Origin of the sequence: Pseudoalteromonas sp. GW168-MNA-CIBAN-0100, from assembly GCF_040309225.1 — a bacterium.
GTDB lineage: Bacteria > Pseudomonadota > Gammaproteobacteria > Enterobacterales > Alteromonadaceae > Pseudoalteromonas > Pseudoalteromonas arctica.
In genome coordinates this window covers 199,790-214,939 of record NZ_JBEOOL010000001.1, presented here as the reverse complement: position 1 = coordinate 214,939, position 15,150 = coordinate 199,790, and the positions used below count along the sequence as shown (strand labels likewise).

9 protein-coding genes are annotated in these 15,150 nt (G+C 39.8%); all 9 read right to left on the bottom strand.

All coding sequences use genetic code 11. The features are described from left to right. Positions 1 to 193: 193 nt before the first annotated feature. The 9 genes from AAEY62_RS00945 to AAEY62_RS00905 all read right to left on the bottom strand — a co-directional run bounded on the left by AAEY62_RS00945 (position 194) and on the right by AAEY62_RS00905 (position 15,147). Positions 194 to 2,083 carry a putative bifunctional diguanylate cyclase/phosphodiesterase gene (locus AAEY62_RS00945; RefSeq protein WP_350634439.1) on the bottom strand — a complete coding sequence of 630 codons (1,890 nt, stop codon included), beginning with the start codon at positions 2,081 to 2,083 and terminating at the stop codon, positions 194 to 196. A gap of 175 nt (positions 2,084 to 2,258) precedes the next feature. Then, positions 2,259 to 3,398, bottom strand: coding sequence for an aspartate-semialdehyde dehydrogenase (asd, locus tag AAEY62_RS00940; RefSeq protein WP_282114099.1), 1,140 nt, complete (start codon positions 3,396 to 3,398; stop codon positions 2,259 to 2,261). A 220-nt stretch (positions 3,399 to 3,618) separates the two neighbouring features. After that, positions 3,619 to 6,321 carry a TonB-dependent receptor domain-containing protein gene (locus tag AAEY62_RS00935; RefSeq protein ID WP_350634438.1) on the bottom strand — a complete coding sequence of 901 codons (2,703 nt, stop codon included), beginning with the start codon at positions 6,319 to 6,321 and terminating at the stop codon, positions 3,619 to 3,621. Between the two features lie 64 nt (positions 6,322 to 6,385). Continuing rightward, on the bottom strand, positions 6,386 to 10,474 hold the full coding sequence (locus AAEY62_RS00930; protein WP_350634437.1) for a beta-helix domain-containing protein: 4,089 nt from the start codon (positions 10,472 to 10,474) through the stop codon (positions 6,386 to 6,388). Positions 10,475 to 10,758: 284 nt separating this feature from the next. Then, on the bottom strand, positions 10,759 to 12,087 hold the full coding sequence (locus AAEY62_RS00925) for a tetratricopeptide repeat protein (protein ID WP_350634447.1): 1,329 nt from the start codon (positions 12,085 to 12,087) through the stop codon (positions 10,759 to 10,761). A gap of 69 nt (positions 12,088 to 12,156) precedes the next feature. Continuing rightward, positions 12,157 to 12,762 (bottom strand): energy transducer TonB, encoded by a 606-nt coding sequence (locus AAEY62_RS00920; RefSeq protein WP_024591041.1) that lies wholly within the window; start codon positions 12,760 to 12,762, stop codon positions 12,157 to 12,159. Between the two features lie 9 nt (positions 12,763 to 12,771). Further along, on the bottom strand, positions 12,772 to 13,182 hold the full coding sequence (locus AAEY62_RS00915; RefSeq protein WP_024591042.1) for an ExbD/TolR family protein: 411 nt from the start codon (positions 13,180 to 13,182) through the stop codon (positions 12,772 to 12,774). 54 nt (positions 13,183 to 13,236) lie between these two features. Continuing rightward, positions 13,237 to 13,764, bottom strand: a complete 528-nt coding sequence (locus AAEY62_RS00910; protein WP_024591043.1) for a MotA/TolQ/ExbB proton channel family protein — start codon at positions 13,762 to 13,764, stop codon at positions 13,237 to 13,239. 3 nt (positions 13,765 to 13,767) lie between these two features. Then, entirely contained in the window at positions 13,768 to 15,147 is a 1,380-nt protein-coding gene (locus tag AAEY62_RS00905; RefSeq protein WP_350634435.1) for a MotA/TolQ/ExbB proton channel family protein, read from the bottom strand. Positions 15,148 to 15,150: the final 3 nt, after the last annotated feature.

The window sequence follows — 15,150 nt, the reverse complement described above, 5'->3', positions numbered from 1 at the left end:
AATTTTCGGCAGCATCTTTAGGCAAATAGCATGAAAAAAACGAGGCAAATTGCTCCGTTTTAAGTTATTTTCATATGAATGTAAGCTAATAGAATAACACAAAAGAAGTTACCGCTCGCAGCGAGCCAGAAGCACACGGCACGCTTAAATCGAACCTAGATAAAACAAACTTTGTGCCTGAAAAGTCAGCGCTCTAACTAATAAGTTTAAGCGCATCGGCAAATCTAACTGGTTTACTGAATATAAAACCTTGATACTTATCAATTTGTAAGCTTTGTAATAACGTTAACTGAGCTGGATTTTCTACGCCCTCAGCTATTACTTGGCATCCAATCATATGCGACATGTTAGTTACCGCAGATACAATACTTTTATCTTTTGAGCATTCACAAATGTTATCAATATAAGATTTGTCTATTTTAATGTAATCAACTGATAGCTCTTTTAAAACAGATATAGAAGAAAACCCAGTACCAAAGTCATCAATAGAGATACGCACACCGGTATTTTTTATGGCCGTAATCACTTTTGACAAATACGGTAAATTTTTGATCATGACTGTTTCTGTTATCTCTAAATGCACATTGTATGGTTTGACTGCGTACCTGTTTAGAAGCCCAACCAAAAAATCTAAAAAATTATGGTTTTCTAGTTGCAACACCGACACATTAATCGACAATCCAATCTTACTATTCACAGCGTTTAACTTACTTAAACTCGCGATGGCTTGTTCTAGTACAAATTCACCTAATATATTAATTTTTCCATATCGCTCTGCAATATCTATAAATTCTGAAGGGGGAATAAATTCATCATTAAACTGCCAACGAAGTAGTACTTCAAACGTGGTTATTTCATTTGTACTTATATCAACAATAGGTTGATAACACAGATGAAAGTCACCTTTTTCTACGCACTCTTTAATTGAGCTACGAAGTACTTCTTCTCTTTTAAGCGATTCATGCATTCGCTCGTCAAATACTGATATTTCATTACGGCTTTTCTTACCTTCATACATAGCAACATCAGCGTATTTAATCGCGTCTTCAAGATTAAAGTTTTCACGCGTAAAATACAGCCCAACCTTAAAAGAAGGGTTTACTTGATAGCTATCCATACTCACTGTTTTCGTTAAGGTTTTAACTAATCTAAAAACACAGTCAAAAAGTTCGTCTTCGGTGTTACTACGAGAATAAAAAATAAACTCATCCCCTCCCCAACGACAAGCAATAAAATCGCCTTGAGTTTGCGTTTCAACTAATCGTTTACCTGTTTGGGCCAGCACAAAGTCACCAAAATCGTGGCCGTATTTATCGTTGATGATTTTAAAGTCATCCATATCTAAAAATAAAACGGCTTTAATATCATAATTTTGATTGGCTAAATCAAGTTCGACATTAGAAACAAAGCTCCCTCTATTAAACAATTTAGTTAAATTGTCTTTTTGCTCTAAAAGGATTATTTGTTCGGTACGAAGTTGCACTTCGTTTTCTAAGTTTTCAATAAATTGATCTAACTTAAGTTCATTATTAATTGATGACTTTACATCTTTGGCAGAACGTACAGCAGTAACAAAACACAAAATAAACCATAAAACGAGCCCTAAAATACCTAGTACATTCTCATCTTCAATAGGCTGTAAAAGTAATAAGATACTAAAAGGAACCAGTAAACAGGTTATATACGACAAGGAGGAACGAATATCAGAAGCTAAAACATTTACACCGCCACCAGCAAGGGAGCTAAAAACAACGAGTGATACAAACTTCTCCTGCATTTGCATATTTTCATAAAATAAAATGGGGAAAGCAGCCCATGTTAAAGCCGTTAATAATAAACCTATAAAATACAGATGATATTTAAAAGCATGGGTGTTGTTAACAAATACATGGCTGGCTATTCGAAGTAATGAAATAAATGATAATGTAAAAAGCCAGTAAAGTTTTTCTTGCGAGGCGCTGTGGTTAATACTGCTAAAAATAAGAAAACAAGAAACAACCGTGTTTATAGCAATTGCAGAACTAAAATAGGAGCTAACAAATGCTAATCGCTTATTGGCAAAGTTATTTATGTGAGAGGTCATTAATGTTACTTGAATAGGCTGTTGCACAATGTAAACAGTTTACTTAAGTTCAATAATAAACAACAGTGAACATTCATAAAAAAGTATTGTTTAAGCCTCTTAACCGGTTTTATAAGCCATTAAACTAAAAAGGGCTGGCAAATTGCCAACCCCTTTTGTTAATACTGATTATATATTACTCACCATCAACAATTATGCGTAGCATACGACGAAGTGGCTCTGCCGCTCCCCACAAAAGCTGATCGCCTACTGTAAATGCGCTAATGTATTTTGGTCCCATCGCTAATTTACGAATACGCCCAACAGGAATACTTAAAGTGCCCGTTACTTTAACCGGTGTTAAATCTGTTGCGCTAATTTCGCGCTCATTTGGAATTACTTTAACCCACTCATTATGTGAAGCTAAAATTTCTTCAATTTTTTCTACGCTAATATCTTCACGTAATTTAATGGTCATCGCTTGTGAATGACAACGCATAGCGCCAATACGTACACATAAACCGTCAATAGGTACTGGTTGCTTAGAAGAACCTAAAATTTTGTTCGCTTCAACTTGCGCTTTCCATTCTTCTTTAGACTGACCGCTTGGCATAGGTACGTCAATCCACGGGATTAAACTGCCCGCTAATGGCACACCAAATTGGTCTTGTGGTAAGTCTTTTGACGCCATTGTTTCACTTACTATTTTATCAATTTCTAAAATAGCAGAGCTTGGGTTATCTAGTTTATCTGCAACACTTGCATGAATAGCGCCCATTTGTGCAATAAGCTCTTTCATATTTCGTGCACCAGCGCCCGACGCCGCTTGGTAAGTCATTGGGCTTACCCATTCAATTAGGTCTTGCTCAAATAAACCACCTAATGCAAGTAACATCAGCGATACAGTACAGTTACCGCCCACAAAGGTTTTAACGCCTTGCTCTAAGCCTTGTTCAATAACATCTTTGTTTACGGGATCAAGCACTATAATGCTGTCCTCACTCATACGCAGTGCTGAAGCTGCATCAATCCAGTAACCATCCCAACCCGACTCTCGAAGTTTTGGATATACCGCATTGGTGTAGTCACCGCCTTGGCAAGTAACAATAATATCCATTTTAGCAAGTTCGCTAATGTCACTTGCATCTAGTAATGGTTTTGCGTCGCCCGCTATATCTGGGCCTAGTTGACCCGCTTGTGAGGTGGTGAAAAAGGTGGTGTCGATATGGGCAAAATCACTTTGCTGCTGCATACGTTCTAATAACACAGAGCCAACCATGCCACGCCAACCGACTAATCCTACTTTTTTCATTGTTTGTTCCACTGTTTGATTCATAAAAGATGCCTTAATACATTAAAAATTAAATTCATTGCGTGAGATTTAATTTTCATTAACGCTAAACTAACACTCGTAGACGGCTAAAACTAGCGAATAAAACAGAACTTAAATATTTTTCATACTGAGCATAAACACAAAAAAGCTCTGTATTAAAATACAGAGCTAATAGATAGTGAAGTTTATTATTTCATTCCTTGAGTTTTATTTTAAATAAAGCTTAAAACTCATAGCTATAACTTAAACTAAACTCAGTGCCGGTGTCTTGTCCCCAAAGGGTAAGACCTTCTTGTTCAATTTCTTTTTCTTGGCCAAGCATATTCTTAACCTTAAAATTAACTTTAGAGTTAAAGTTAGGGAAGTAAGAATAAACTAAATCAACTGAGTGAAACGACTTTTCTTCGGCATCTTCATTACCACGTGTACCAGGTACAATTATACGAGGGCCAAACACATTATAAATTAGTGAAGTAGAATGAAATCCATCATCCGAGTCATAGCCCATTTGTAAGTTTGCAACCCACTCAGAATGACCAACTAAACGACGCTCATTGTTAGTTACAATATTCGACACTGTATCGGCCTCAAGGGCTTCTTTAAGCTGTGTTTCAAACAGTGAGTCAACACCATCTGAATCATTAATCCCCAAATTAACACTTGAGTCAGATAGCGTAACGTTGCCTGACAAGAATGCTGAGGACCAATCTTTATTTATAAAGCCAAAGTCAGTTAAAAAATCAACTTCAATACCCGACAATTTACCCGACTGAGCATTAGCTGTTAATAACTGTGGAGATGCTCCCCCTACGCCCGCAAGCTCAACCATTTCAATTGGGTTTTCAATGTCTTTATAAAACAATGCAACAGAAAGGTTATTACCTGATGGCATATACCATTCAAACCTAAAATCAACATTTTTTAAATTAGAACTTTGTAAACTAGGAGATCCTCTCACCAGAAACTCAGTTAACGGGTCAACAAAGAAAGAAGAGCTTACATCACGTAGATCAGGGCGAATGGTTGTTTCACTTAAATTTAAGCGAAATTGCATTTCTTCATCCATGATGTACGTAACAGCTAAAGAAGGAAAAAAGTTATCTTCATTAATAGCTACATCTTGGATTTCTTGTAGTGTATTTTCAAAGAAATTACTATGCGCTTCATAACCGACTGATACTTGAGAAAAATCTTCCCATCGAACGCCACCAGTAAAACGCCAAGTGTTTTGATAGAAGTAATCGGCCATAAAATAATAAGCATCTAATTTATGCGCTGCACTGTACTTATCACCATCAGTGGTGCCGTCATCAAAAATACCTGAGCCAGTTACACTTGCATAAAAAGCGTCATTCGCCGTGTTTTCATCAGCAAAAATATCGCTTACGTTAGAACCGAACGAGTACTCATCGCTTATACCACGGTGCGTAATGCCAAACTTCACATTACTTGCATCACGTTTTTTCTCTGAAAAATCGCCGCCTATTTTTAACTCAAGCTCATAGCCGTCACCATAAAAAGGCATACCCATATTCCAACCAAATGTTTCAACATCGTCGTGTAATACTTGATACTCACGGGTGATATTTGTTGCAGCTACATCTTGTAGTTGTTCAGATTCAAGCACGCCATCAACTAAATTTTGCTGATAAACAACATCTAAACCACCTGGTGCATTACGGTTTGCTCGACTTAAACCGCCATACCAATCAAAAAATAAATTATTTAGCTCTGGAAAGTTGTGCGTCCCCTTAAGCTGAGTCGAAAACATTTCGCGCTCTTCGTACGTAATATCTACTCGGCGTAATTCGGTGACACCTTCTTCGGTTTCATTTGCATCAAAGTAATCGCGGTTACGTACGCGGTCACTCATGTCATGAAGTGCAATATTAGTAAGCTCAAACTTATGGTTTGAGTTTAACTCATATCCTAAATTTAATGTGCCGCTCCAACGTACATTTTGCTCAGTCGATGTACCATCGTAATACTGGGCAAAACATTTGTCTTCACAGCCTAAGCTACCAAGGCTTGAGCCGCTTTGCTCTTGAACTACTTCCCACTCGTTATCGTAAGATACGGCTGCAAGCACACCAAAAGTACCGACCTCACTTTCAAATCTATCACCTAAGGCAATAGAGAAGTTCATAGCAGGGTCAACATCCTTTTCTGAAATACCTACATCCCAATCAAGCGATTGAATCAGGTTTTTACGCTCAGCTAACGTAGTGTTTATATTGCCCTCAAGACCAGCATCACTGGTAAGCGCAGTAGTAAACACATCCGATAATGCTCGCGAACCATCATCTCGACCCATCCAGTCATCATCACCGCCACTGTAAAAGTAACCGGTATCGCTATTAGAAGTATTGTACGATGTACCCACTTGTACTTTTAATAAAAAGTCAGAAGGAATTGATTTAGTGCGAATATTTACATTACCTCCACCAAAATGCGCTGGCATATCCGGTGAAAATGACTTTTGTACACTCAAGCTTTCAATAATTTCAGATGGAAATAAATCCAAAGGAACCACTGAGCGAGTAGGATCAGGACTTGGTACATACATGCTATTTAGCTGAGTACTAGAATAGCGTTCACCTAAACCACGCACATAAATAAATTTGCCATCGACTAACGTTAAACCAGTAACACGACGAAGTGCAGAGGCGGCATCGCCATCACCAGTACGTGATATTTGGTCTGCACCCATAATATCAGCAACAAACGCTTGGTTTTGACGTTCTTGCAGTACAGCACCCGCACTGCCCTTTAATCGTTGCCCTACAGCAACAACTTCTTCTATTTCTTGCTCTTCTACTTGCTGCTCAGCAGCCGTGGCTGTATTTACTGATAAACCAAGTAACGCAGCCATTACAGCGTAGTTTAATTTTGATAAAGCAAGTGTAGAGGGTTTAAAAGATTTCATTTTTATACTCCGAAACAAAACAAGACATTAGCCGAGCTTTCGCTCGGCTATAATGTGGTGTGGGTTAAAGGCCTACTTTTACCCAACCTGCTGTCCAGTCTGTTTGTGCATCCATCGCACCAATGTAATCTACAGAATCAAAGTAACTATCTAAGCTTGATGAATCAAAGCCATTACCAAGTAATAACGACTCAGCAGTTGGCATATAGCCATTATCTGCAAGCCCAAGGTCAGCGGCTACTTGAACTGAATTGCCTGTTTGTCCTAAGAACCAAGATTCAACATTCCCTGTACCAATTGCTTGCGTACCAAAGTTGTTAGCGGTTTCACACGCAACGATTGAGTGAGTAACAGTTAATGTACCGTCCTCTGCTCGCGGCGCTGAATCAGAGCCTACTCGTAAACAATTTGAATAATCTGCCCCGCCTGTAACCACTACATTTTTAAGCATACCCGCAGTACCTGCACGTAGGCGGATACCATTTACACCCACATTACCAATAATTGTTACATTAGAGATAGTTGGCATTGTTAGCGGCGTTGCACTTGAATCAAACTCAGAGTTATCAGCTTCAATTGCATTGTCGCCCTCAGAGTCTGATTGTTTAATCAGTACATATTGCGCTTTACCCGTCCAACCGAATGACCAATCAAGTGAATCATCGCCTATGCTTGTTAAAACAAGGTGACTAATATTTGCAGTACCACCAAAAAATTCAACACCATCGTCTAGATTTTCATGAACGTGAATGTAATCTAGTTCAGTCTGACGACCAACACCCGCAAGTGTAATACCGTTAAGTTCATCGCCATTACCCAGCGTTTTACCCGCTTGCTTAACTGCAACATATTTTAGCGTACCTGAATTATCTTCAGGGTCATTACCACCGAACTGGCCTGCGTCACCTTCAGCAGACACACCGCAACTGGCAAGTTCTTCTGCGGTTGCTTCACCTTGTTGGTCGCCACATGAGTTAGCAGGTGCATTACCCAATAATACTAAACCGCCCCATTGACCAATCGTAGTTTCGCCGCCCGTCATATCCTGGATTGACGTCATAGTAATTGGTTGATTTACACTGCCTACCGCTTCAATTTTAGAACCACGGCGAACAACTAAGAAGTCATCACCCGACTCACCAATTAACGTTGTACCAAACTGAACATAAAGTGTTGTGTTGTCAGCGCGGTCATTACCAACGGCTGTACGTCCTTTTAAAATCCAATGCGCATCGTTAGTCAGTGTTACATCAGATGTAAATACAACATCAGAGGTTAATTGATATACAGGTTTGTCTGTAATTGTAGGGAAGCTAGCAGAAACATCTGTTGCAAGTCCTTGTGCTAATGCATTAGCAATATCGTCAGGAAAGCTTGGTGTAATAGCAACTGTCCAACCATCCATCCAATTATTATCGCCATCGAATGCGCCGATGTAATCTGTTTTGGTAAAGAACGAGTCAAGCTCAGATGAATCCCCACCAGCACCTAATAAAGGTGAACCCGATTTTGGGGTAAAGCCGTCTGTCGCTAAATTAAGTGCTGAAGCCGTAAGCGTTAAGTTACCCGTTTGACCTTCAAACCAAGACTGCACATTGCCACTACCAATTGCTTGTGAACCAAAGTTATTATCTTCACTACATGCAACAGCTGAGTTTTCGATAGACAACTCACCCGATTCTGCATTAGCAGCAGAGTCTGAGCCTACACGTAAACAGTTTGAGTAACCTTCAGGGCCCGTTATAACAACATTTCGTAGAACGCCCGCTGTACCTGCACGTAAACGAACACCGTTAGTACCATCAGCACCAACAATTGTTACGTTAGAAATAAGCGGTTTAGTCAATGGTGTCGCATTTGAATCGAATTCTGAGTTATCAGCTTCTATTGCGTTATCACCCTCAACTGAACTTTGTTGAATATAGATATTTTGTGCACGACCCGACCAACCAAATGACCAATCGAATGCATCGTCGCCAATATCAGTTAGTACAATGTTACGAACATTAACTGTGCCACCAAAAAACTCAACACCATCATCTAGGTTTTGGTGAATTTGAATGTATTCAACTTTCGTTTGTGAGCCAACACCTGCAAATGAGATACCGTTAAGTTCATCGCCATTACCCAGCGTTTTACCTGCATGTTTAACAACAATATAACGAAGAACACCTGAGTTATCATCGCTAATATCACCACCAAACTGACCAGCGTCACCTTCAGCTGATACACCACAGTTAGCTAATTCTTCAGCTGTTGTTTCACCGATTTGATCGCCACACGAGTTAGCGGGTGCATTACCTAATAATACTAAGCCGCCCCATTGACCAATCGTTGTTTCAGCGCCTGTTACATCTTGAATAGATGTCATAGTGATTGGCGCAGTTGCATTACCATTAGCATTAATTTGTGAACCACGACGTACAACTAAAAAGTCATCACCTGTTTCACCAATTAGCGTTGTACCCGCTTGAACATATAATATAGTTGCATCTGCACGGTCATTACCAACTGCAGTACGACCATTTAAAATCCAATGTGCATCGTTAGTAAGCGTTACATCTGCCGTGAACGTTGTATCTTCAGTTAAACGGTATACTGGTTTATCTATAATTGCTGGAAATTCACTAGAAACATCTGATGCTAAGCCTTGTGCAAGCGCGTTATCAATATCAGTAGGGAAGCCGCCATTAATACCGACAGTCCAACCTTCCATCCAGTTAGTTGATCCATCAAAAGCACCAATTTGACCATTTGCGATAAGCGGTGAACCAGCAAGTGGCGTGTAACCGTCATCAGCAAGCATAAGCTCTGCAGGCGTAAGTACTTGGTTACCATCTTGTCCTTCAAACCAAGATTGTACATCGCCACCGTTAATTACTTCACTACCAAAATTATTTGCCGTTGTTTGACACGCCACAATAGAGTTTACAATCGTTAGTGTGCCATCTTCAGCGCGAGGAACTGAATCAGACCCTACACGTAAACAGTTTTCGTAAGTAGCAGGACCTGTTACAAATACATTTTTAAGAGCGCCCGCAGTACCAGCGCGTAGACGAATACCATTATTACCTTCTGCACCGACGATTGTTACGTTAGATATAGTAGGCAGTGTTAATGGCGTGGCGCTTGAATCAAACTCAGAGTTATCAGCTTCAATAGCGTTATCGCCTACGTTAGCGGCTTGTTGAATGTAAACATTAGTAGCCGAACCCGTCCAACCAAAAGACCAATCAAGTGAATCATCACCAATGTTAGTCAGCACTATATTACTTACATTAACCGTACCACCAAAAAACTCGATACCGTCATCAAGGTTTTCATGAACCTGGATATAATCAACCGTAGTTGCAGAGCCAACACCGGCAAATGTAATACCATTTAACTCATCACCATTACCAAGCGTTTTACCTGCTTGCTTAACAAGTACATATTTTAGAGTACCTGAATTATCATCACTGATATTTCCACCGAACTGACCTGCATCACCTTCAGCTGACACACCACAGTTAGCAAGTTCGTCTGCTGTTGCTTCACCTTGTTGGTCTCCACATGAGTTTGCAGGTGCATTACCAAGTAATACCAAACCACCCCATTGGCCAATTGCTGTCTCGCTACCCGTAACATCTTGAATTGATGTCATCGTAATAGGCTGGCTTGCAGTGCCTACTGATTCAATTTGTGAACCTCGACGCACAACTAAAAAGTCATCACCTGACTCACCAATAATCGTTGTACCTTGCTGAATATAAAGCGTTGTACTATCTGCGCGGTCATTACCCACAGCAGTACGACCACTCACAATCCAATGTGCATCATTAGTTAATGAAACATCAGCAATCAATGTTGTATCAGCACTTAAGCGATACACTGGTTTATCTGTTATTGCTGGAAATTCACTTGAGACATCCGTTGCTAAGCCTTGAACAAGTGCATTGTCGATATCAGCAGGGAAACCCGTAGTTCCATTTTGAGAATCATCACGCGATGATGTTTCATCTACTGTATCACTGCCACCTTCAACAACATTAGTAACTGTATCGCCTTCATTTATTGTTGTGTCGCCTTCAGATACAACTAAGTCACCACCACAACCCGCTAATGATATTGCAGTTGCAATCAAACTAACTTTAAATAAGTCAGATAATTTCATTGTTCACTCCGTTAAAGTATTTAATTATTTTGTTAAGTGCTTTAAATAAACTCAAGTCACCTTAAAACATTAAGTAATGCTTTAAGGTCACTTGAGTTATCAGCAGCGCCTACCTTACGGTAGCTATATGACATTACAGTTACACTTTAATAAACATAAGATGACAAAGTTATTTACATAAAATTCAAGTAGTTAATTTATTAAAAACATAAAAAAACCACACTAAAAATAGTGTGGTTTGGATTTGCGATTATGAAATTATATTTAAAAGTTATTACTAAAGCTTAAAGCAGTGCCGTTCTTAATGTTTCTGCATGCACTTTCTCGCGCTTTACATATTTAATCCATTGCTGCGCTAAACGCTGTGATTTTTTATGTTTTTCGGCTTGTTCAAATGCTAAAATTGAGGCATCAAAATTTTGTAAGTTGTACTGAGCCATACCCAAGGCTACAAATGCATTTGATTCAAAATCAAGTGAACCTTTATTAAGTGCTTTACGCGCTGCGTCGGCCGCTTCCTCGTATTGCTCAGTATTAACATACACTTCAGCTAAGCGTTGATCATACTTACCACTGGGTGATAAATCGGCTGCTTTTACAAAGTATTTTATTGATTTTTCGTCTTCTTTTGCTTGGATCATCGCCTCAGCTACAAAGGCATAGTTTTTAGCGTTTTGCTCTGCAATCCCTTTTTCAATCGCATCACTCATAACGTCTGCGGCTTTAAATGCTAAGCCGTTATATAAATACACTTGCGCTAATTGGCGTAGATCAGATTTAGACGTTAAAAAACCTTGCTGGTAAGCTGCTTCAATAATGGCTAGCTGCTTTTTTTCTTGCCCAGTTTCGCCATACATACCCGATAACTGTACCCAGAACTCAGGTTTGTTATAAATCTTTACCATACGCTCAAGTACTTCAACAACTTTGTCAGTTTGATTAAGTGAGTAGTACATGGCACGCTGTAGTACTAACCAATTTTCTTTAGGGGCTTTACCTTCGCTGTCACTTAAAGCAATAACTTGAGATATATACTCAAGCCCTTTTTTATAATCCTTTAACTGATAGTATGTTTGAGCCCTTAACAAGTAATAGCCTTCTGTTTTAGGCTTAGTGTTAATAGTGTCCCAGTCATCTAAAAATGCAATTACCTTTTTGTAATCACTATTAGCCATTGCCAGTTGAGCCAAGCTAAACGTAGTACTTAAACGAAGTGACTCAGGAATGGCTTCCTCTGCTACGACCTTTTCAAACGAAGCTATCGCTTTTGGTAAGTCGTTTTCGTTGTAATAAATAAACCCATAAAAATTATGCATCATCGCAATTTCGTACGAGTTCATGCTTGAAGCTCGCTCTTGAATGCTATCAAGCGCTTCAAGGCCTGCTTTAACATCGCCATCATCAGCGAGTTTTTGTGCACGTGCGAGTTGGCTGTAGACCTTTTCGCGAAGCGCTGGTACACGTTTTGTTTTTTGCTCTTGCTCTGCATATGCCGTAGCTACATTTAGCCCTGGTATCAGGCTTAGAGCACTTGGTGTGACAATACTTGTACTGATCGCAGCAGTACAAAATAGTGTTAATTTTAAAAATTCAGCTGTAGGGCTTAATTTCATAACAGATTTAATAAATAGTTTCATAATCGCCTCGCATTTCTGTCCGTTTACTCGTGGTTAATTACTAAATTAACCGCTAATTTGGAAAGATATTTTGTTCTGAACACCCGCAACTTCAACGGCTTCACCATTTACTACGCGCGGTTTATATTTAAATTTAAGGGCTGCATCCATCGCCGCTCTATCAAAGAGAGACTCAGGCTCTGCTTTAATCACTTGTGGGTCTCGCACCGTACCTTGCTTAGTTACTGTAAATTCAACAATAACGTAGCCTTCAATGCCACGTGATAATGCGCGACGAGGATAAACAGGTGCCACTTTAACAATAGGTAAATACTCACCATCACTTGTTTCAAGCGCTAAACCACCGGCTAAATTTACATCTGCATCCACATTGGCGCCAAAGTCGAAGTTATTAGCGTTCGCAGTCGCGTCGCTATTTTGCATTTGCGGCGATTCCATTGGCGGAGGTGGCTCTTTAGGCGTTGGTGGTTTTTGTGGTTTGCGTTCTTTTTTTTGCACGCTTTCTTCTTTTTTAAGCCTGACAAAATCAAGTACGTTACCCTTGGCGGGTTCACTCATTACACCTTCGCCACCAGTAATAAGTGCCTGCATGCCTAAAAACAACATAAAGGTCACTACACCGGCTATAACTAATGCTACTAAATAACGCATTGCCTGCCCTTATGCTTCTTGAGCCGCAATCGACACATCAAACACACCTGCTGCGCGTGCTGCATCCATTACTTTTATTAAAGTATCGGTTGTTGATTTTTTATCAGCTTGAATAACAACACTACCTTGCGGGTTTTCAGCTTTTAAACGCTCAATATTGGCTTGCACTGCACGTATGTCTATTTGACGTTTATTAATCCAGATTTCACCCGTGTCAGAAATCGCCACTAATATGTTTGCACGTTCTTTTTTAACAGCTGTTGCTGCTTCAGGTCGGTTTACGTCAATACCCGATTCTTTTACAAACGACGCTGTAACAATAAAGAAAATAAGCATGATAAATACAACATCTAACATAGGTGTCATGTTTATTTCTTCAGCTTCGTCTTCTTGCATTAAATTACCTAAAGGGGCTCTCATTTTTTATTCTCCTAGGATGAACGGCTTTAAATGGGCCGCTTATCAAAATTTTGCTTAATGGTCTAAAACCATGCTGTCTTGTAGTAGCTCTACTTCTCGCTTGGCTTTGCGTTGTAAATACGTTGATGCAAATACACCCGATAACGCACCTACCATACCCGCCATTGTTGGAATAGTTGCTTTAGATACACCCGATGCCATTGAGCGCGCACTGCCTGTGCCTGTAATTGCCATCACATCAAATACTTCAATCATTCCTGTTACTGTGCCCAATAAGCCAAGTAACGGGCATAACGCAACCATTACGTTAATAAGCGGTAAATTAGTATTTAGGCGCATACTTGCACGCGAGATCATCGCTTGACGAATTTGCTCTGCATTCCAGCTGTTACGCTCACAGCGAGAACTCCATGTGCTTTTAGCGTCTTTTTTATAACCACGAAAACCATTAAAAAAATAAATAAATCGCTCGAGTATCAATAACCACATCGCGAAGATTAACACCCCAATGACCAAGAGAACTTGGCCACCAGTGTCGAGAAAATCACGGATAGCATTGATTGAGTCAATCAATAGCACCATGGCTTATTCTCCTTTCTCACTTCGCTCTGCAATAATACCGGCGCTTTGCTCTTGTAATATAAGCAGTAAACCTTTTGAGCGAGTATTAAGTAGCGTGTAAATAAATACGGTTGGTATTGCAACAACTAAGCCTAATACGGTTGTTACTAGTGCTTGAGAAATACCACCAGCCATTAGTTTAGGGTCGCCAGTACCAAATAGTGTAATTGCTTGGAAGGTATTGATCATACCGGTTACCGTACCAAGTAAACCTAATAGCGGTGCAACTACCGATATAATTTTGATAAGTGTTAAGTTACGCGTTATTTTTGGCATTTCGCGTAAAATAGCTTCGCTTAATTTAAGCTCTAACGTGTCGTAGGCAACATTTGGGTAGTCATCTTTAACTTTCATAACACGACCTAGTGGATTGTCATCTCTCGCTACGCTGTCTTTTAGCTGGCGGCGAATTTTCCCACCAACAAGTAATAGCGATACAAAACGCTCAATTGCAATTAATAATGCAAGTAAACCTACACCTAAGATTACGTAACCAACAGCGCCACCTTGATGTACTTGCTCTGCAGTATCTGGGGCTTGAACGAGTAAACCTAAAATTGAACCACCCGTTGGGTCAAGTGCAAACTGCACAACACCTGTCTTAGCGTCTTGTAAATCGCCCGCTGTTGATGTGTAGCGCGATACTGGTTGGCGAGTTAGTTCGCTTAGTGTATTCGTACCTGGGTTGTATTCTAAATATTTACCGCCCGATATAAGGTTAAAAGCACCTACGCGAACAACTTCTTGCTGTGCTTTATTACCACCTTCGACTATAACCGTAGTATTAAAGCGACTTACTTTGCCTTGCTCGGTCATTTCGCGTTGCAGCTCGTACCACACTTTTTCAATATCGTCGATTGAAGCAAGCTTTGATGTTGAGCCCATTTTTTGAGCGAGATCGTCCATAAAAGCACTTCGCCTCGGAATTTCTGCCGATACAACCGATGTTGCAAATTTATTGCTTGAATCACCAGCAACTTGCTGAAGAACGCCATATAGTTCTTTAAGTGATCCCATACGCTTTGATAAAGTATCGGTTAAATTAGCAAGCTTAATTTCGTTTTCTTCAAACTGTGTTTCTAATCGCTCTGATTCACCAAGCATTTGACTGCGTTTTGCTTGTGTATCTTTTAGCATTTGCACTTGTTCGTTTTGACGCGAGGTAAATTCTTGCTCTCGTTGCTTGTTTTGTGCGCTTTGAACCGATTTCCCGTCTTCAATTGATTTAAGTAACGAGTCAAGATTCATTGACTCTGCCGCGATACTATTACCTGTAAAACCTAGGCTTAGTGTAAGGCTTGCAGCAAAAAGAGCCTTTTTTGTCATTTGAGTAAACAATTTCATTTT